Below are 19120 nucleotides of genomic sequence, written 5' to 3' on the forward strand. Positions count from 1 at the left end.
TCAAAACGGCATAGAAAACGTTATCGATATCGATTGACAAGCGGCAGGAGCACCTGGCACGCTCTCCGCAGCGGCAGTGGATGTCGCTGCATGTCAACGACGACACGAGGAGTTCCACGATGACGAGGAAGATCCGTGCCGCGGCAGCCATCGCGCTGATCGGGGCGACAGCACTGGTGGCCACGGGCTGCTCGGCAGGCGGCAACGCGGCCGACGACGGCAACGGTAAGGTTACGATGACCTTCTGGCACAACTCCACCACCGGACCGGGCAAGGCCTACTGGGCCTCGACGGTCAAGGCGTTCGAGGCGAAGTACCCGAACGTCACCATCAAGACGCAGGCCATCCAGAACGAGGACCTGGACGGCAAGCTGCAGACCGCGCTCAACTCGGGCGACGGACCGGACGTCTTCCTGCAGCGCGGCGGCGGCAAGATGGATGCGATGATCGCCGCCGGGCAGCTCATGGACATCTCCGACTCCATCAGCGCCGACGCGAAGAAGTCGATCAGCGCCGGGACGTTCGCGGGCTACGAGAAGGACGGTGCCACCTACGCCATGCCCGGCGCCGTGCTCCCCGAGGGGATCTGGTACTCGAAGGACCTGTTCCAGAAGGCCGGCATCGACCGTACCCCGACGACGATGGACGAGCTGAACGACGACATCGCGAAGCTCAAGGCCGCCGACATCGACCCCGTCGCCGTCGGTGCGAAGGACGCCTGGCCCGCCGCCCACTGGTACTACAACTTCGCGCTGCGCGAGTGCAGCCAGAAGACGCTCGAGGGCGCGGCGAAGTCGCTGAAGTTCGACAACGCCTGCTGGACGAAGGCCGGCGAGCAGCTCGAGGACTTCAACGCCACCGAGCCGTTCAACAACGGGTTCCTGACCACCGCTGCCCAGCAGGGTGCCGGCAGCTCCGCCGGTCTCCTGGCGAACCACAAGGCCGCCATGGAGCTCATGGGGGCCTGGGACCCGGGCGTGATCAGCTCGCTCACCCCGGACGGCAAGCCGCTGGCCGACCTCGGCTGGTTCCCGTTCCCGACCATCGACGGTGGCAAGGGTGACCCGAAGTCGATGATGGGCGGCGTCGACGGCAACTCCTGCTCGGCGAAGGCCCCGAAGAAGGCCTGCACCGACTTCCTGAACTTCATCGTGCAGAAGGACAACCAGGAGGCGTACTACACGGCGTTCCAGGCCATCCCGGTCAACCAGGAGGCCCAGTCGGTCGTCGACGCGGACTACCTGAAGTCGGCGCTCGCCGCCTACCAGGACGCGCCGTTCGTCTCGCAGTACCTGGACACCTTGTACGGCCAGAACGTCGGCAACGCGCTGAACACCAGCGTCGTCGACCTGCTCGCCGGCAAGGGAAGCGCGAAGGACATCGTGGACACCACCAACCAGGCCGCGGCCAAGGGCTGACCATGACCCTCGACACCTCGCTCGGCACGACCCCGCCCACCGGGGCGGACAGGGCCGCGGGGACGTCCCCGGCGGGGAGCGGTACGCCGCTCCCCGCCGGACGGCGGTCCACGCGCCGCATCGCGGACTGGCGGAAGCGCGTCGAGATCGCGGTGCTCGCCGGCCCCGCGGTCATCGTCTTCGTCACCTTCGTGATCCTGCCCGTGGTGCTCGCCGCCTACTACGGGTTCTTCAAGTGGCAGGGCTACGGGCCGCCCACCGACTTCGTGGGGCTGCAGAACTACCTGATCATCTTCCAGGACAAGGCGTTCCACGCGGTCCTGATGCACAACGGCTTCATCGTCGTGCTGTCCCTCGTGCTGCAGGGGCCGATCGCCATCGTGCTCGCCCTGCTGCTCAACCAGAAGATGCACGGCCGCGGGCTCGTCCGCGTGCTCGTGTTCGTGCCGTACGTCATCTCCGAGGTGATCGTCGGCACCGGCTGGAGCCTGATGCTCCAGTCGAACGGCGCAGTGAACGACCTGCTCCAGGGCATGGGCCTCGGCGGGCTGCGGGCCGACTGGTTGTCCAACCCGGACATCGCCATCTGGACCCTGCTCGTGATCATCTCGTGGAAGTACATCGGCTTCGCGGTGATCCTGTTCCTGGCCGGCCTGCAGAGCATCCCCGAGGAGCTGTTCGAGGCGGCGGCCATCGACGGTGCCGGTTACTGGCAGATCCAGCGGCGGATCACCCTGCCGCTGCTCGGCCCCACCATCCGGATCTGGGCGTTCCTGTCGATCATCGGCTCACTGCAGCTGTTCGACCTCGTCTACATCATCTGGGGGCAGTACATCTCGTCGACCGCCGGCACCTCGACGATGGCGACGTACATGGTCGCCAACGGTCGCACGTCCGGCAACTTCGGTTTCGGCAGCGCCGTCGCCGTGGTCATGTTCGTGATCTCGCTCGCCGTCGCCCTGATCTACCAGCGCTTCGTGCTCCGCCGCGACACCGCGGGTGCACTCACCGAGAGGAAGAACTGATGGCCACCACGAGCATCGTCGCCCCCGGGCGGCGGGCCACGCGGGAGCGGCGGTCCAGCGCGGCCATCGGTCGCGCGAACCCGCTCACCTACCTGGTGGCGATCCTGTTCGTCGCCGCGAACCTCGCCCCGGTGCTGTACATCGTGCTGGGCGGCTTCCGGACGAATTCGCAGATCACCACGAGCCCGGCCGGGCTGCCAGCGCCGTTCGAACTCGGCAACTACGGATCCGTGCTGTCCAGCGGCATCTTCTGGCAGCAGCTCGCGAACTCGACGATCAGCGCCGTGACCACCACCGCGGGCGTCGTCGTGCTCGGACTGATGGTGAGCTTCGTGCTCGCCCGGTACCGGTTCGCCGGCCGCGGTGCGCTGTACGCCCTGTTCGCCGCCGGTCTGATGTTCCCGATCACCGTCGCCATCACGCCGCTGTACCTGCTCGTGAAGGACCTCGGTCTGACGAACAGCCTGGCCGGCGTGATCCTGCCGCAGATCGCCTTCGCGCTGCCGACCACGGTCATCATCCTGGTGCCGTTCCTGCGGGCGATCCCGGACGAGCTCGAAGAGGCAGCGTCGATCGACGGCGCCAGCCGCCTCGGGTTCTTCTTCCGCATGGTCGTGCCGCTGTCGCTGCCGGGCGTCGTCACGGTCGGCATCCTGGCGTTCATCGCGAGCTGGAACAGCTACATCCTGCCGCTGTTCATCCTGAACAACGAGGGCAGCTACACACTGCCGCTCGGCGTGCAGGCGTTCTCGTCGCAGTACTCGGTCGACACGGCCAAGGTGCTGGCGTTCACGTCGATGTCGATGATCCCGGCACTGGTGTTCTTCACCATCTTCCAGCGCCGCATCGTCGGCGGCCTGACCGGGGCGGTGAAGGGGTGACGACGACGGACGCGACCCGGGACACCGGACGCCAGCCGCGCCTCCAGGACGACCACGACGCACCCGACGCGACCGGACCCGACCGCGCCACCGCCCTGCTCGCCGCCATGACGCTCGACGAGAAGGCGGCGCAGCTCGTCGGCTACTGGCTCGACCAGACCGGCGTCGTCGCGCCCATGCAGGGTGAGATGGCGGCGGCCGCCGACGGCCGCACCCTGGCGGACATCACCCGCGACGGCATCGGCCAGTTCACCCGCGTCTACGGCACCCGACCGGTCGAACCCGACGACCGCGCGGCGTGGCTGTGGGCGGAACAGCGGCGACTCAAGCGCGAGACCCGGCTCGGGATCCCTGCGCTCGTGCACGAGGAGTGCCTGACCGGGCTCGCAGCGTGGAAGGCCGCGACGTTCCCCACCCCGCTGGCGTGGGGTGCGGCCTTCGACCCGGAGCTGGTCGAGCAGGTCGGCGCCGCCATCGGTGCGTCGATGCGGCAGCTCGGCGTGCACCAGGGCCTGGCACCGGTCCTCGACGTGATCCGCGACCCGCGATGGGGGCGGGTCGACGAGTGCATCGGCGAGGACCCGTACCTGGTCGGCACCGTGGGGACCGCCTACGTGCGCGGCCTGCAGGCGGCCGGCGTCGACGCGACGCTCAAGCACTTCCTCGGGTACTCCGCTTCGCAGGCGGGGCGGAACCACGCACCCGTGCACGCCGGACCGCGCGAGGTCGCCGACGTGTACCTGCCGCCGTTCGTGATGGCGCTGCGCGACGGGGCCGCCCGGAGCGTCATGAACTCGTACGCCGAGATCGACGGCGTGCCCGTCGCGGCGAACGGTGAACTGCTGACCGGACTGCTGCGTGACGAGCTCGGCTTCGACGGCACCGTCGTCGCGGACTACTTCTCGGTCGCGTTCCTCGAGGTCATGCACGGCATCGCCGCCGATCGTGGCGAAGCAGCGGCACTGGCGCTCGAGGCGGGCATCGACGTCGAGCTGCCCACCGGGGACGCGTACCTCGCGCCGCTCGTCGAACGGGTCCGCTCGGGGCTGCTCGACGAGGCCCTGGTTGACCGCGCCGTCCTGCGGGTGCTGCGGCAGAAGGAGCGACTGGGGCTGCTCGACCCGCAGGCGTTCGAGGACGAGCCACCCACCGGCATCGACCTGGACACCCCGCTGCACCGGTCGTTGGCGAAGCAGTTGGCGGCGCGGTCGCTGGTGCTGCTGTCGAACGACGATGTGGTCGTTGGCGTTGGCGTTGGCGTGCCGGCGCCCGCGCCCGTGCTCCCGCTGCGCGCCGGGGCGTCCGTCGCCGTCATCGGCCCGAACGCCGACCGCGCCGAGGCCCTGCAGGGCTGCTACTCCTTCGCCAACCACGTGCTCGCCTCGCACCCCGACCTGCCGCTCGGCTTCGCCATCCCGACCGTGCGCGAGGCGCTGGTCGACGCCCTCGGCGACGACGCCGTGCGCTTCGCCGCGGGCTGCGCCGTCACCGGCTCCGACCGTGCCGGGTTCGCGGATGCCGTCGCCGTGGCCGCCGCGTCCGACGTCGCGGTCGTCGTCGTCGGCGACCAGGCCGGCCTGTTCGGCCGCGGCACGGTCGGCGAGGGGAACGACACCGAGTCGCTCGACCTGCCGGGTGTGCAGCGCGAGCTCGTCGAGGCGGTCGTCGCCACCGGCACGCCGACCGTGGTGGTGCTGCTCACGGGGCGGCCCTACGCCATCGGGTGGGCGCTCGACGGCGACGGTGTCGAAGCCGAAGACGGTGTCGTCGCCGCTGGCCCGGCCGACGCGAGCCGAGTCGCTGCTGGCGCTCGCCGACCCGCGGCGGTCGTGCAGGCGTTCTTCCCCGGCGAGGAGGGCGGCACCGCGATCGCCGACCTGCTCACCGGCGCCGCATCGCCGTCCGGTCGCCTGCCCGTCTCGCTGCCCCGTGCCGCCGGCGCCCAGCCGTACACGTACCTGCACCCGCGGCTCGGCGGGCCGTCCGACGTCACCGCCGCCGACTCGACGCCGGTCCGTCCGTTCGGCTTCGGCCTCGGCTGGACGACGTTCGCGTACGACGAACTGGTCGTCGACGCGTCGGTGCCCACCGACGGGCTGTTCGACGCCTCGGTGACCGTCCGGAACACGGGCGCACACGCGGGCGAGGACGTCGTCCAGCTCTACGGCCACGACGTGCACGGTAGCGTCACCCGACCGGAGGTCCAGCTGCTCGGCTACGCGCGCGTCGCGCTCGCCGCGGGGGAGTCCACCCGGGTCCGCTTCCGCGTCCCCGTCCAGCGGTTCGCGTTCACCGACCGTCGCTTGCGCCGGGTCGTCGAACCCGGGGACGTGCAGGTCTGGGTCGCGTCCCACGCGGCGGCGTCACGACCGGGAGGCCCGGTGCCGGCAGGTGGGATCGTCGCGTCCGGCGACGGGCCGGTCCGACACCCCGTTCCCGGCTCCGCCACGGAGCGCGCCACGGTCGACGTGACGGGGCCAGTGCACGAGGTGACGCTGGACGACCCGCGGATGGTCGAGTGGACGGTGGGCTGAGCCGGGCTGCGCCGACGGGGCGGGCCGTGCGGACGGATCAGGACGCACGGCCCGCCCGAGCCGGCAGCTCCTTCGCGAAGCAGACGGACTCGTCCGATCCCACGTAGGCCCCGTACAGCGGGATGGGCGCGTAGCCCTCGCGCTCGTAGAACCGCATCGCGTCGGGTTGCCGGGTCCCGGTCTCGAGCACGAGACGCCGGGCACCGAGGTCGGACGCCGCCTGCTCGAGCGCACGCAGCACGGCTGTCGCCGCACCAGTCCCGCGCACGGTGGGATCGGCGTACATGCGCTTGATCTCGACGGTGTCCGCGCCCAGGACCGCGTCGGGCAGGGGGCGGAGACCACCGCAGGCGATCGCCGTGCCGTCGGCGTCCCGCGCCACCAGGAACACCGGGACGTCGCCGGCCGACGGTGGCGTGCCGGGTTCGTGGTCGTCGCTGCCGTAGCGGGCGTCGAGTTCGCGTCGCTGGGCCACCCGGAGCCGATCGGCGTCGGCGTGGTCGAAGGGTGTGCGGTTGATCGTCCAGAGCATGACGGGTCCTTTCCGTAACACTTGTTACCGTAACACCCGTTACGATGATGTCGTGCCACGGATCCGCGACCACGACGCGCAGCGCGAACGCCTGTCCGAGGCGGTCTTCGCCACCCTTGCCGAACGCGGTGCGGGCGGACTGACGCTGCGCGCCGTCGCCGAGCGGGCGGGGTGCACGACCGGCCTGGTCCTGCACACGTTCCCGGACAAACGTGCGTTGCTCCTGCATGCGCGGGACGTCCTGCACGAGCGCACCCGGGTCCGGTCCGACGCACTCGAGCGCGAGGCTCCGGATCCGGCCGCTGCCGTGCGAGCGGTCGTGCTCGGTGCGCTCCCGACCGATCGGGCGACCTCCGAGGAATCGCGCGTCTGGCTCGGATTCCTGTCGGCGGCGCTGAGCGACCCCGCCCTGGCCGAGCGGCACGCGGCGCACAGCCGGGCCTTCGTCGAGCGGCTCACGCGCCTCCTCGGAGCGGCTGGTCGCGGGGCGTCGCGGGACACGTCGGCGCAGGCGCTCGCCCTGGCGGCCTTGGTCGAGGGAGTCTCGAGCCTGGCGAGCGGCGACCCCGACCGGTGGACCGCGGCGCGACAGCGTGCGTCGGTCGAGCTCGTCCTCGATGCCGCTCTCGACAGGCCGTAGTCGCCAGCGACGCCGCTGCCCGGTCGGATCGGCACTACCCCATCGAGACCGCCTCGGGCCCGCGCAGCCGCGGCAGCGGGCGATCGCTGTCGGCGACCCGGGTGAGCCGCGCCGCCAGTGGCCGGAAGAGTGCCGACAGCAGCACCTTGTCCGCGATGCCCCGTGCAGCGAGCCCGAGCCGGGTCTGCGGGTACGCGAAGTGCACGATGCCCTTCGGGATGCCCTGGATCTTGTCGACCAGCGGACGCATCCAGGTGTCGAAGGCGTCGAGCGCGCGGTCCAGGTCCTCGTCCGCCGAGACCGATGCCGCCAGCACGTACCCGCTCGTCAGGGCGAGCGAAGCGCCACCGCCACCCATCGGCGTCACGCACCAGGCCGCGTCGCCGATCACGCACACGCGGCCGCGGTGCCAGCGCGGCATCCGGATCTGGGTCAGCTCGTCCAGGTAGACGTCGTCGGAGCCGTCGAACCCGTCGAGCACGCGGTCGGTCTGCCAGCCGGCGTCGGCGTAGCGGGTCCGCAGTGTCGCCAGGGCCTCCGACCGCGAGCGGCCGACCAGGTCGTCGCCGCCGGCGTAGGCCAGGATCGCTCGGGTCGTACCGTACGGGTCCGGGCGCAGGTGCACCTGACGGCCGCCGACAGCGTTGTACCAGCGCCACCGGTCGTCGTCGGACGGCGTGCGCGGGATCGTCCCGAAGACCATGGTCACCCCGAGGTCCCGCTCGTCGACCTCGCCCGGGGCGGGGAAGAGACGGTCGCGGGTGCGGGAACGGACGCCCTCGGCGATGACCACGAGGTCGGCGTCGAGCATCCGTCCGGCGTCGGTGGTCACGGTCGCCCGGCGTCCGCCGGCCTGGTCGTCGACGTCCTGGATCGTCTCGCCGTAGACGATGCTGACGGCGTCGGGCAGGTCGTCGAGGATCACCCGGGCGAAGTCGCCGCGCAGGACCTCGAGTTCGGCCGTCGCACCGTCAGGGCCGTCGGAGGGCAGCTCGGACCGGACGTTGCCGTCACGATCGACGATCACCGTCCCGGTCTCGGTCGTGTTGCGTGCGCGGACGGCGTCGACCAGGCCCATGCGGTCGAGCACCTCGCGGGCGACCCCGCGGACGTCGACGTTCTGCCCGCCGTCGCGGAAGGACGGCGCACGTTCGATCACCGTCACCTGCCATCCGACGTGGCGCAACCACCAGGCGGCGGACAGGCCTGCAATGCTGGCTCCGGAGATCACTGCGTGCTGTGAGGTCATGCTTTACAGTAAAGCAACTGCACAGTAAAGGAACCTGGATGCCCGACATCGACCCCCTCACCACGGTGTGGTCCGACGACGAGGTGGCCGTCATGCACGCGCTGCGCGACTGGGCCGTCACCTTCGACGAGCTCCAGCGGCACCTGTCGTCGTGGATCGGTCTGCCCGGTTCCGACGCGAACGCCCTCGGACAGATCGTGTGGGCGGACCAGGCCGGCGAGCCGCTCTCCCCGGCGCAGTTGGCCCGGCGGATCGGCATGACGTCGGGCGCCACGTCGGTGCTGCTCGACCGTCTCGAGGGGGCCGGGCACGTCACCCGGCACCGCGAGAGCGCCGACCGACGGCGGGTCACCCTGCGGCCGACCGAGTCCGCGCGCGCCGAGAGCGGACGGTTCCTCGCGTTCTCCGGCGCCGAGATCGCCGCCACGGTGCGGGATGCCGATCCGGAGGAGACGCGGATCGTCCTCGGGTTCCTGCGGCGCATGACCGCGGCTGCCGCGTCGGCGAACGGTCGCCTGCAGGCACGCTGAGGGGCGGCTTCGGCAGGTGCCAGAGGCCGCGTGACGACGGGGCTCGTCTCGCTCGTCCTCCACGCGTCACCTCGCGTTCGCGGGCGTGAGGTCCCACGACTTGCCGCTCACGTTCAGCGGGGTTCCGTGTCCGGCCCCTGGGCGCCCCGAGATGCGACGATCTCGGAACCTCGGCGCTGGTGGACGGACGGACGCACGTGGACGAACGCGACGGCGGAAGCGACCCGCACCCGCAACCGCTCAGGCGGGCAGGGGCACGAAGTCGAACTCCTGGAACGACGCGACCTCGTCCGCCCAACGGGTGGCCACGAAGCGCTGGTGCGCGGGGTGTGCGTCGTACGCCGAGTAGGTGTCCTGGTCGGCGAACGCCATCGAGAACTGGAACCGGAAGTCGCTCTGCGTGGACACCTGGCGGGACACCGTGAAGTCCTGCACGCCGGGGATCGCCGGCAGGGTGTCGCGGGCGGTCTCGAGGAACGCGGCCTCGTGCGGGGAGCCCGCGGCGTGGACGAGCGTGAAGCAGACGGTGTGGACGATCATGCGGGGTCTCCGATGGGGTAGTCGACGAAGGCGAGGGCGGACCCGTCGGGAGCCCACCCGTTGACGTTGAGGGTGCCCTGCCCGCCGTCGAGCTCGACGATGGTCTCGGCTGCCTGCCAGACCTCGGGTCCCCAGGCGCTGAGGGATCCGTCGCCGGTGACGAGGCGCAACCGCACGCGCCTGTCGGCCGGGTGCCCCTCGGTGCCGGGCGGGAACGACAGGTAGACGGCGGCGTCGTCGGTCGGGGCGGGGTGCGGGAACCAGTTGACGTGCTCGTCGACGGTCAGCTGCTCGATGCCGGTGCCGTCCGGTCGGACCCGGGCGATCTGCGCGTGCCCCGGTGCGGACTCGAACTGCTCGGTGTTGAACAGGATCCACTTGCCGTCCGGCGTCCACTCCGGGCCGTCGGCTGCGGAGGGGTCCGTCGTCACGGCGCGGTCCGCGCTGCCGTCGACGCCCATCACCCGGATCGTCCCCGAGGACCAGACGGCGTCACCGGACGGGTCGAGCCGGACGTAGGCGAGCTCGGAGCCGTCGGGGCTGACGCCGTGCAGGAAGTGCAGACCGCCGTCGTCCGCGGTGACCCTGGTCGCTGCGCCGCCGGTGAGCGAGGCGCTCCAGATGTGGAAGTCGTTCGCGCTGACGTGCACGGTGACGCCGTCGGGATCGAGCACGTGGTCGTTGTTCAGGGGCGGGACGCCCTCGATCGCGACTCGCTCCGGGGGTGCGGCGCCGTCGGCCGGCATCGTCCAGAGGACCCCGTCGCCGTTCAGCACGAGGCGGCCGTCGGCGGTCCAGTTCGGCGCTTCGTAGAGCCGCTCGGCGGACTCGTGCACGGTGGTCACGCTCCGGTCGGCGCGATGCCAGATCCGGATCCGGCAGGTCTGGCCCGGTGCGAGCACGCGACCCGGGGCTTCGTCGTCGAGGAGCATGCGCACACTGTTCCACAGGGGGCGTCGGCTCGCGACGGCGTGACCGAGTGGCGGTGGTCGTCCGCCCCCCGCGTTGGGGATGATGACGCGTCTTCGAGACCCGTATGCTGAGCGGGCTCGTACCCTAGACGAAAGCTCACGTTGTCGCCCTCCCCGCGCCCCTCCCGCCTGCCGTTCATCGCCGCGACCACCTCGGTCGTCGTCGTCGCCGGTGTCCTGCTCGCCGCGATCCCGAACACCGCCACCGCTGTGGAAGCACCGATCGCGACGCCGACCGCAACGCCGACCGCGACGGACGTGCCGGCCCCGACGTCGGAGCCGACCGCCTCGACCCCGGTTCCCGTCACGCCGTCCGCGCCCGCGGCGCCGACTGCGTCACCGAAACCCACCGCGACGCCGACGCCCAGTGTGACTCCGAAGCCCACGCCGTCGACGATCTCGGTCACCTACGCCGGGGACTCGCTGACCGCGATGGACGGCTCGTGGATGCGGCAGATGAACGACAAGACGCTCAAGAACATCGGCGGCACGGCCATCGGCGGTGCCACGACGCCGCGGATCCTGACCCGGTCGTCGGCGAAGGACGCTGACGTCCTGGTCGTGATGGCCGGCACGAACGACCTCCGGTACGCCTACAGCAGCAAGAGCATCCAGCAGAACATCGGCAAGATCGTGACGAAGATCGGCGCCCGCCACGTCGTCATCGCCGCGATCGCCCCGTCGAACATCACGAAGTACGGCAAGAAGCGCATCGACCGTCGCAAGCAGGGCGAGATCCTCAACCGTGACCTGCAGAACTACGCGCTCACCCACGGCTACCTGTTCGTCGACCCGTGGGCGGCGGACCGGCAGCTCAACGGTGGATGGCCGTCGAGCCGGACCTACGACGGTGTCCACCCCACGGTCGCGATGTCGAAGAAGGTCGCGGTACGCATGCAGCAGGCCATTCACATCGCGGTGGAGGGTGCGAAGGGCTAGCCTGATCGGACGGCGCACGTCCGACCATCACACCGGAGTCATGGCAACGCAGAACTGACCCAGCGCACCCGCGCAGGCAATCGCATCGCGAGCGACCCGCTCGCGATCCTTCTGCACGCCCGCGACGGCTCTGCGTCGCGATGACTCCTGGGATCCTTCGTGTTCTTCGCCTCTGCCCGACTCCGGGCTGCACGCTCAACACTCTCCGAACACCGCTTCGTCACGTTCGCGGTGCTCATCGACACTGTCGGCGCCGGCCTGACGCTGCCGCTGACGATCGTCTACTTCACCCTCACCACCGACCTACCGCTCACGGTCATCGGTCTGCTGTCGACGGCGGCGTCCCTCGTCGCGCTACCGATCGGTCTGCTGGGCGGGGTGGTCACTGACCGCCTCGGCGCGAAGGTGTCGATGATCGTCAACAACCTGATGTCCGCCGCGGGCTTCGCGGTCTACCTGATCGCACACGACCCGGTCTTGGTGTTCGTCGCGATCTTCCTCGCCAACGCATCCGAGCGCCTGTACTGGACGTCGTGGACTGCCTACGTCCACGACCTCGCGGACGGGCGACCGTTCGAACGGTGGTTCGCGTTCCTCGAAGCAATCAAGGCGGCAGCCCTCGGCTCAGGGGCGATCCTCGCGGCGGTCACGCTCGCGCAGGGGCAGGACGGACTCCGCTGGCTCATCCTCGCGAACGTGGTCACGAGTGTCGCGGCGGCGGTCGTCTTCGCCACGCAACGAACCGGCGAACGGGCACGTCACCCGCAGCCGCCACGCGGTGCGGACGAGTCGTCCGGCACGATCCGGGAGTTCTTCGCGGACCGCTCGATGCGGCTCATCACCCTCGGGCAGTTCCTCATCGGCCCGGCGATGGTCCTCCCGAACGTCGCCCTCAGTGTGTTGTTCGTCCAGCAGTGGCACATGCCGCCGGCGGTGGCACCCGTGCAGTTCGCCATCGCCACCGCGCTCTGTGCCGTCTTCCAGACCTCGGTCACGCGGTGGGTCGTCGGGTTCCGGCGCGGGACCTTGGTCGCGGTCGGCGCCCTGCTCACTGCGCTGACCGCGCTTCCGCTCATCGTCCTCCCGCCGCTGGGCGGTGCAGCGGCCTGGTCCTACGTCGCCGTCGTTGGGGTGCTGCTCGCAGCGGCGGACATGATCGCGTTGCCGGCCGCCAACGCCGTCATGGCCGAGGCTCCGCATCCGCGCGTGCGGGGTCGCGCGATCGGCGTGTTCCAGACCGCGAGCTCGATCGGGATGGCGCTCTTCCCGCTCGGTCTCGGACTGCTCGACACCGATGTGCCGTGGCTGCTCTGGGTGATCACGGTGCTGGTGTTCGCGGGGGCGGCGTGGAGCTGGCGCGCGGCCGTGAGCGGCCTGCCTGCCCGGGTGCAGATCGCCTCACCGGGTGACGCAGACAGCTGAGGGCCCGGTCGAACTTGTACCGAGCTGTTGACACAGAGGCGCTCCGGCTTGTACCTTCTGGACAGTACATTGGAGGGGTCATGGAGTACGTCGTGGGATTCGCAGGAGTGCTGGTCGCAGCACTCGCAGTTGGTGGGTTGGCCGGATGGCTCCGGCTCCGCCGGTCCGTGTCGAGTGAACGAGGCGCAGCGGTGGTGGTGGCGCAGCGGGCACTCCTGGTCCGGGTGGTCCTGAGCCTCGTCGTCGGCTTGGCCGTGTTCGTCGTCTGTGCGGTCGCGGGGACGAACGCGCGAGCGCTGCAGGGCGTGTCGTTCTTCGTGGGGCCCAGCGCCGGCGCAGGCGTCGCACTCCTCGTCTTCGCCGCGATCCCCGCCGTCGCGATCGACGGCGCGACGGCGCATCGCTCCGCGTCGTTGCAGGTGCGGTCCGCACGGAGTGCCCTGCTTCCGCAGCAGTGGCGGCGTCTCTGGTGGGCGGTCGGATGTGCCGTCGGCATCGTCCTGGTGGCGGGGCTCGGATCGGCTCCCGCGCCGGACGGGCGGTGGCTGTGCACGAGCGTGTTCCCGATGCAGTGCCCGGCCGGCGACGGGCCGTACCTCTTCCCCGGCTGGTACTTCGGCCTTCCGGCGCTCCTCGGCATCGCGCTGCTCTCGGCTGGGGTGTGGGCGTCGCTCTGGCGGATCGCGGTGACCCCGGCGGCGGCGTGGCCGGATCTCGATGCAGCGGACGGAGCGCTGCGCCAGCGTGCGGGGCAGGTCGTCGCACTGGTCGGGACTGCCGCTGCACTCCTGACCGCGGCGGTCTTCCTCTCGGCGGCCGGTCTGCCGTTGATGAACGCGCTGCACCTCGACTCCGGTCTGGCCGGAGGGGCCGCAACGGTGGTGGTGCGACTCGGGATGGTCGTGGTCCTGGCTGGAGTCGTCGTCGCGTTCGCGGGCATCGTCACTGCCGTCGCGGCGGTCGTCCGAGCCGTGACGGCAGCCCGCCTGATCGCGACGGGGGCGGTCGCCGCGTGATCACCCTCAGCGCCGATGACCCGACGCCACCGTTCGAGCAGGTCCGCAAGCAGCTGGCCGACGCGATCCGGTCCGGTGAGCTCACGGCCCACGAGCGGCTCCCGTCGATCAGACAGCTCGCCGGCGATCTCCGCGTCGCCCCGGGGACGGTCGCGCGGGCCTACCAGCAGCTCGAGGCAGACGGCTTGATCGCCACCGGCCGCGGCCGCGGGACCACGGTCCGTGAGACGCAGGCAGTGTCCGATGCAGTCGTCGCGAGTGTCGCGCAGATGGTCGAATCGGTGCGGGGCGACGTCGGACTCGACGCGCTCCTGGCGACCGTCGCGTCGATGTGGGAAGGACGTCGGCGCTGACGGTGCCGACACGGTGCGCCGTGCCTCGAGACTGATCCCTCGCCCGGGTCAGCTGACCTGCGCCACGCGCCGACGTGCCCGCAGCGCGACGACGGCGGCGAGTGCCCCACCGACCACGGCGCCGATGGTGTTCGTGATCCAGTCGCTCGTGTCGCACGCCCGACCGATCACGGGGACGACCGCCTGGACGACCTCGATGAGGACGGAGAACGCGCTGGCGCCGACGGCCGCGAGGACCGGGCGCCGCCACCGCACCCCGGCCAGGAACGCGACCGGCACGAACAACAGCACGTTGGCCGTCGACTCGACCGCGGTCGGCGCCAGGTACGGCAGTCCGACGTTGCAGGTGACGTCGGACCGGGGAGCGCCGTCGGGGGACAGGGTGAGCGCGAGCGTCACGACCACGGCGAGGCCGAACAGCACGGCGGTGAGCCGCGGCAGGCGCGCCAGCCAGACGCCCACGACGGGCGCGACGACGATGACCGCGATCAGCACGCCGAACGCGAGCCACGGTACTTCGATGAGCAGGGTCGAGAGCATGGATCTCCGGACGGGAGGCCCGGTGCCGGCTGGCACCGGGCATCCCGTCCCTCAGGGGTGTCGGATCAGAGCGCGGCGCGACGACGGCGCACTGCGCGTGCGCCGATCAGGCCGGCGCCGACCAGGACGAGGCCGACCGCCCACGGCAGGGCGCCGGTGGCGTCCGAACCGGTGTAGGCGAGCTGCCCCGTGGTCGGGGTCGTCCCCCCGACGGTGACCGTCGGTTCGGTCGACACCGTCGGCACGGTGGGGTGCACGTCGACCGGGAACGAGGTGCTCTGCAGCCCCTCGCCGCCGACGGTCAGGGTGTGCGTCGAGGCGTGCGGGAAGGTGACGCCGACAGCGCTCTCGGCGTCGAACTCGGTGTACGGCGCGATCACGTCACTGGCGACGTCCGAGGTGACGATCGGCGTCCAGACGGGGTCGCCGTCCGCGTCGGCGGGGTCGATCGGGTTCCCGAAGCGGTCGACCAGGTTGCCGGAGACGACGAGTGTTCCGCCCTGCGCGACGGTCGGACGTCCACCGTCCACGACGTCGAGACCCCCGAAGGAGCCGTCCTCGTCGATCGTGAGCTTCACGGTCAGGACGGTGCCGTCCGTGCCGATGATCCACATCGTCTTCTTCGGCGCGTCGATCGACTCCGCGTCGAGGGTGAAGACCTGGACGCCGTACGCGGCGGCCGGGTCGACGGTCAGCTCGACGTACTGCGTGACCGACTCGGTACCGCTCGTGGCCGTGATCGCGAACTGGTACCAGGACGCCGTCGTGGCGGTGCCGCTCAGCTCGCCGGTGGCGGCGTCGAAGGTGATGCCGTCGGGCAGCTGGATGTCCGGACCGAACTCCTCGTCCGTGTCGTCCGGTTGGAACCCGAACCCGATCGTCCAGCCGGAGTCGCCGGAGTCGCCGTTGTCGCCGGAGCCGCCGGAGCCGCCGGAGGTGCCCGCGGAGAGTGCTGCTGCCTGCGACTTCGTCATGACGACGTCGCCGTCGTCGTCGCCGTCGTACCAGGCGAGCGCGTACGTCGGGGCGGGGGAGCCCTGCGCCCGGAAGGTGTACGAGAACGGGTCGCCAGCGGTCGTCCCGAGGGCGAGCGGGTCCCCGGCGTCTGCCCCTTCGGCGATCGGCGTCCCCGCGGAGTCGACGAACACCGGGTCCTGCGTGACGGGGGCCGAGGTCGCCGTCACGGTCGCCGTCGATCCGTCGGGCAGGGCACCGGTGACCTGGACCGACACCCGTTCCCCGGCCTGCGCCGCATCGATCGTGTACGAGCCGCTCGTCGCCAGCACGGTGGTGGAACCGGCCTGGGTCCAGACGTACCGGAACGCCCCGTCCTCGTCGAAGCCGACCGGGACGGCGGTGAGCACGGCGCCGACCTCCGTGTCGCCGGTGATGGTGACGGCTGGGTCGACGGCCTGCTGCGCGGTCGGCGCCGAGGTCGGTGACGGCGTGGCGGTCGGCACTGCGGCGGCGTCGGCGGGATCGGCGGTGGCTGTGGGGTCCGGTTCGGACGCCGTGGGCGTCGAGGGGTCGCTCGACGGCTCGGTGGTCGTCGGCGCAGCATCGGGCGACGGCGTCGCGGACGTCGGGGCGGCCGGCTCGGACGGATCCGCCGTCGGTGAAGCGGCCGGCGCAGGGGCGTCGGTCGCCGCGGGAGCGGACGTCGCGGTCGACGCCGCCGGGTCGCTCGCCGGCTCGGCGTGGGCGGCCGTCGCGGTCACGAGGCCGAGGCCCGTGGTCAGCGCGACGAGGGCTGCGGTGGTGCCGACGGCGCAGGCGCGTCGGACGGTGGAGGCGCTGTGGCGCACGGGTCCCCCTGGATCGTGTCCGGTCGGGTGCCGGACCGTGTGGATCAGCCGAGAAAGCTCAGGCGTCCTCGGATCGTAGGGCCTGGGACCGCTTCAGACCGACGGGGTGTCCGGATCGTGACCATGACTGGGGGCGGCGCTCGTCGCGCGGAACCCCCGGTCGAGGAACGCGATGATCCACTCGAAGCTCGCGTCGACATCGGTGCGCATCTGGAACCCACCGGACGTCTCGATGGTCGCGAAGCCGTGCAGGACACTGCGCAGCAAGCGGAGCGCGTGCACCTCGTCGGCGGGGTCGAGCCCGTAGCCGCGCAGCGCCGCTGCGAACGAGGCGAGGGCGCGCTCCAGGGCGACGGCCAACGGGTCGTCCGGCCCGGTGGGACGGATCCCGACCGTCGCCTCGTACCGACCGGGGTGCCGCTGCACGTACCGGCGGACGGCCTGCGCGGCCGCCTCGACGGCGTCGCGCCCGGCGAGCCCCTGCATCGCGTCGCGCAGGTCGTCGCCGAGTTCGTTCGCGGCGAGGATCGCGATCCGGCGGGTCAGGTCGGTGAGTCCGTCGACGTGCTTGTACAGCGACGGCGACTTCACGCCGAGCCGTTCGGCGACGACGCTCATGCTCAGCCGTGCGAGCCCGATCTCGTCGGCCAGCCCTGCCGCGGCGGTGGTGACGGCGGCGGGGTCGAGTCCTGCCCTAGCCACGGTGGCCACCGACCGGCGCGAGCGTGCGGCCGAGGAAGGGGAGCACGAGCGCGAGGACCTCGGTCGGGGTCTCGGTGTGCGGGTAGTGGCCGGCACCGTCGATGACGGCCAGCTCGCCGAGCCCGTCGGGCAGATCGGCCAGGACCCGCTCGCCCTCGGCCCGCGGGACGGCCCAGTCGGGGTCGGCGCTGCCCTCGATCACCAGGACGGGGCACCGCACGTCCGCCAGCCGTGCACCGGCGTCGGCGGGCGAGGTCTTGGTCATCGCGCGCAGCACCGCCATCCGCTCCGGCTGCTGCAGCGTCGACTCGATGCGGCCCAGTTCCTCGGTCCAGTCGATCGGCTTCGTCGGCACGGCGAGGTCCAGGTAGGCCAGCCAGCCGGCCAGGCTCCCCGTCGTCATCACCTTGGCGAGCTGGAACGTGCCGGCGCGGTGGCGGCGGTTCCGGAGCAGGCCGCCGAGGTCGAACGACTGCTTCCGTGTGAACGGCGCGAGCTCGACGATGCCGGTGACGACGTCGGGGGCATCGGCGGCGGCGATGGTGGCCGCTCCGCCGCTGATCGACTGTCCGACGATGACCGCGGGGCCGCCGAGGTGCCGGACGACGGCGACCAGGTCGCGAGCGATGTCGGCGCGCTGGTACGACGCCCATCCCGTGCTCGAGTCGCCGCACCCGCGGATGTCGACGTTCGCCACCCGGTAGCCAGCGGCGACGAGCTCGGGGACCAGGAACCGGTACGCGTGCCGGCTGTCGCCCATGCCGTGTGCGAGGACGACGAGCGGGCCGTCGCCGTTGACGTCGTACGCGATGGTGCCTTCGTCGGTGCGCAGGTGTTCGAGCATGACTGCCTCCATGGCTAAGTGTGTTAGCCAAAAGCTAAGACCATTAGCCCACGCTGTCAAGCCCGCCACGGCGGTTGCGCCGTGTGACGGCGGACGGGAGGCCCGTGGCGGGCCCGCACCGGGCCTCCCGTCCGCTCGTCGGTCGCCGTCAGTGCACCGTGTCCAGCGCGTCCGACAGGTCCAGGGACCAGACGGCGACCCCGGTCAGGCCGAGCCGCTCGGCGAGGGCCACGCGCTCGCGCAGCGACCGCGCGTCCGCCCACCAGAGCACCTCGCCGCTGGGCAGGGTCGCCGTCCACTCGCCCGCTGTCGCGTTCCAGGTCGGGGTGACGCCGGCCTTCCGGACGCGACGACGGGCCTGGTCGTCGGACAGCTGCCCCGCCGGTCGCGGCCCCTTCCAGTGGTAGCCGTACCCAGCGACGCCGAGCACGATCTGGTCGGCGGGCGCGAGGGTGGCGAGCGCCCTGGCGGACTTCGACGCCCAGGGCAACGACCCGACCGGCCCCGGTGCGTCCGGCTCCCACGGGCCGTGCTGGTCGTAGGCCATCAGTGTGAGGTGGTCCAGCGGAGCGCGGAGTGCCCGGACGTCGTACCCCATGCGCGCGTACCCGGCCGCGGTCGTCGACGCCGACAGGGCGATGTCGAGCCGGACGTCGTCGCCGACCGCCGCACGGAGCTCCCGCGCGAAGGCCGTCAACCCCGCCGTGTCGGCCGCGGTCAACGCCTCGAGGTCGATCATGACCGAGTCCCACCCGCCGGATCGCACGTCGGTCGCGAGCGCGCGGACGACGTGGGACCGGTTGGCGGGGGACCGGAGCATCCTCCGGGCGATCGGCTCGCTGAAGTCGCCGTCGGCGTAGTTGCTGACGAGCAGCTGCGCCTCGAGCCCGCGGGCGTGCGCCCGGTTGCGTTGCGTCCTCGCCTCGCGGGAGGGGGTGCTGACGCGCGTGCCGGTCCGGCTCAGCAGCAGCCCGTCGACGCCGACGACGTCCATCGCCGGTGCGTTGCCGTCGATCAGCGCGGGATCCGCCCCCTCTGGTTGGAAGCCCGTGACGTCGAACCAGTCGGGGGTGCCGGACTCGGCGTTCGCGGGGCCCGTGCAGCCGGTCAGGACGAGGCCCGCGGTCAGGACAGCGGCGAGGAGGACGGAACGCGGCCTGGTGATCACGCTCCGAGTGT

Annotated in this window: 19 protein-coding genes; 10 read left to right on the top strand and 9 right to left on the bottom strand. The window is 71.5% G+C overall.

Annotated elements, in window-relative coordinates:
- Positions 1-119 precede the first annotated feature (119 nt).
- The 4 genes from EDF31_RS03650 to EDF31_RS03665 all read left to right on the top strand — a co-directional run bounded on the left by EDF31_RS03650 (position 120) and on the right by EDF31_RS03665 (position 5858).
- On the top strand, positions 120-1418 hold the full coding sequence (locus tag EDF31_RS03650; protein WP_131845233.1) for an extracellular solute-binding protein: 1299 nt from the start codon (positions 120-122) through the stop codon (positions 1416-1418).
- A gap of 2 nt (positions 1419-1420) precedes the next feature.
- Complete coding sequence (locus EDF31_RS03655) at positions 1421-2443, top strand: sugar ABC transporter permease (protein WP_131845234.1); 1023 nt, start codon at positions 1421-1423, stop codon at positions 2441-2443.
- On the top strand, positions 2443-3324 hold the full coding sequence (locus EDF31_RS03660; protein WP_123313217.1) for a carbohydrate ABC transporter permease: 882 nt from the start codon (positions 2443-2445) through the stop codon (positions 3322-3324). Before EDF31_RS03655 ends, EDF31_RS03660 begins: the two co-directional genes overlap by 1 nt.
- Positions 3325-3431: 107 nt before the next feature.
- Complete coding sequence (locus EDF31_RS03665; RefSeq protein ID WP_131845534.1) at positions 3432-5858, top strand: glycoside hydrolase family 3 N-terminal domain-containing protein; 2427 nt, start codon at positions 3432-3434, stop codon at positions 5856-5858.
- Between the two features lie 37 nt (positions 5859-5895).
- Here the strand turns inward: EDF31_RS03665 and EDF31_RS03670 are convergent, their stop codons facing one another.
- Positions 5896-6390, bottom strand: coding sequence for a GNAT family N-acetyltransferase (locus EDF31_RS03670; RefSeq protein ID WP_131845235.1), 495 nt, complete (start codon positions 6388-6390; stop codon positions 5896-5898).
- A gap of 52 nt (positions 6391-6442) precedes the next feature.
- Between EDF31_RS03670 and EDF31_RS03675 the strand changes: the two genes are divergently transcribed.
- Positions 6443-7030, top strand: coding sequence for a TetR/AcrR family transcriptional regulator (locus EDF31_RS03675; RefSeq protein WP_207896056.1), 588 nt, complete (start codon positions 6443-6445; stop codon positions 7028-7030).
- A gap of 34 nt (positions 7031-7064) precedes the next feature.
- Here the strand turns inward: EDF31_RS03675 and EDF31_RS03680 are convergent, their stop codons facing one another.
- A complete protein-coding gene (locus tag EDF31_RS03680; RefSeq protein WP_131845237.1) occupies positions 7065-8279 on the bottom strand; it encodes an FAD-dependent monooxygenase in 1215 nt (404 codons plus the stop codon).
- A 38-nt stretch (positions 8280-8317) separates the two neighbouring features.
- Between EDF31_RS03680 and EDF31_RS03685 the strand changes: the two genes are divergently transcribed.
- Positions 8318-8809, top strand: coding sequence for a MarR family transcriptional regulator (locus tag EDF31_RS03685; RefSeq protein WP_131845238.1), 492 nt, complete (start codon positions 8318-8320; stop codon positions 8807-8809).
- A gap of 240 nt (positions 8810-9049) precedes the next feature.
- On the opposite strand, the gene EDF31_RS03690 is transcribed toward EDF31_RS03685, so the two are convergent.
- A complete protein-coding gene (locus EDF31_RS03690; RefSeq protein ID WP_123294686.1) occupies positions 9050-9349 on the bottom strand; it encodes a Dabb family protein in 300 nt (99 codons plus the stop codon).
- A complete protein-coding gene (locus EDF31_RS03695) occupies positions 9346-10281 on the bottom strand; it encodes a PD40 domain-containing protein (protein WP_131845239.1) in 936 nt (311 codons plus the stop codon). The genes EDF31_RS03690 and EDF31_RS03695 overlap by 4 nt, the downstream gene beginning before the upstream one ends.
- Before the next feature lie 141 nt (positions 10282-10422).
- On the opposite strand from EDF31_RS03695, the gene EDF31_RS20465 reads away from it, so the two are divergent.
- The 4 genes from EDF31_RS20465 to EDF31_RS20270 all read left to right on the top strand — a co-directional run bounded on the left by EDF31_RS20465 (position 10423) and on the right by EDF31_RS20270 (position 14050).
- On the top strand, positions 10423-11259 hold the full coding sequence (locus tag EDF31_RS20465; protein WP_165901318.1) for an SGNH/GDSL hydrolase family protein: 837 nt from the start codon (positions 10423-10425) through the stop codon (positions 11257-11259).
- 159 nt (positions 11260-11418) lie between these two features.
- Positions 11419-12681, top strand: a complete 1263-nt coding sequence (locus EDF31_RS03710; protein WP_131845242.1) for an MFS transporter — start codon at positions 11419-11421, stop codon at positions 12679-12681.
- A gap of 92 nt (positions 12682-12773) precedes the next feature.
- Complete coding sequence (locus EDF31_RS20265; RefSeq protein WP_243649833.1) at positions 12774-13697, top strand: hypothetical protein; 924 nt, start codon at positions 12774-12776, stop codon at positions 13695-13697.
- Positions 13694-14050, top strand: a complete 357-nt coding sequence (locus EDF31_RS20270) for a GntR family transcriptional regulator (RefSeq protein ID WP_243649836.1) — start codon at positions 13694-13696, stop codon at positions 14048-14050. Before EDF31_RS20265 ends, EDF31_RS20270 begins: the two co-directional genes overlap by 4 nt.
- Before the next feature lie 48 nt (positions 14051-14098).
- Here EDF31_RS20270 and EDF31_RS03720 read toward each other — a convergent pair whose 3' ends face one another.
- The 5 genes from EDF31_RS03720 to EDF31_RS03740 form a co-directional block, all read right to left on the bottom strand.
- Positions 14099-14590 (bottom strand): VanZ family protein, encoded by a 492-nt coding sequence (locus tag EDF31_RS03720; RefSeq protein ID WP_131845243.1) that lies wholly within the window; start codon positions 14588-14590, stop codon positions 14099-14101.
- A gap of 65 nt (positions 14591-14655) precedes the next feature.
- Complete coding sequence (locus tag EDF31_RS03725) at positions 14656-16395, bottom strand: putative Ig domain-containing protein (RefSeq protein WP_131845244.1); 1740 nt, start codon at positions 16393-16395, stop codon at positions 14656-14658.
- A gap of 93 nt (positions 16396-16488) precedes the next feature.
- Complete coding sequence (locus EDF31_RS03730; RefSeq protein WP_131845245.1) at positions 16489-17097, bottom strand: TetR/AcrR family transcriptional regulator; 609 nt, start codon at positions 17095-17097, stop codon at positions 16489-16491.
- Positions 17090-17941: an alpha/beta hydrolase gene (locus EDF31_RS03735; RefSeq protein WP_131845246.1), complete on the bottom strand. Its 852-nt coding sequence runs from the start codon at positions 17939-17941 to the stop codon at positions 17090-17092. The genes EDF31_RS03730 and EDF31_RS03735 overlap by 8 nt, the downstream gene beginning before the upstream one ends.
- A 148-nt stretch (positions 17942-18089) precedes the next feature.
- Positions 18090-19109 (bottom strand): glycosyl hydrolase family 18 protein, encoded by a 1020-nt coding sequence (locus EDF31_RS03740; RefSeq protein ID WP_131845247.1) that lies wholly within the window; start codon positions 19107-19109, stop codon positions 18090-18092.
- Positions 19110-19120 lie beyond the last annotated feature (11 nt).

The organism is Curtobacterium sp. PhB142, assembly GCF_004341255.1.
Taxonomy (GTDB): Bacteria; Actinomycetota; Actinomycetes; order Actinomycetales; family Microbacteriaceae; genus Curtobacterium.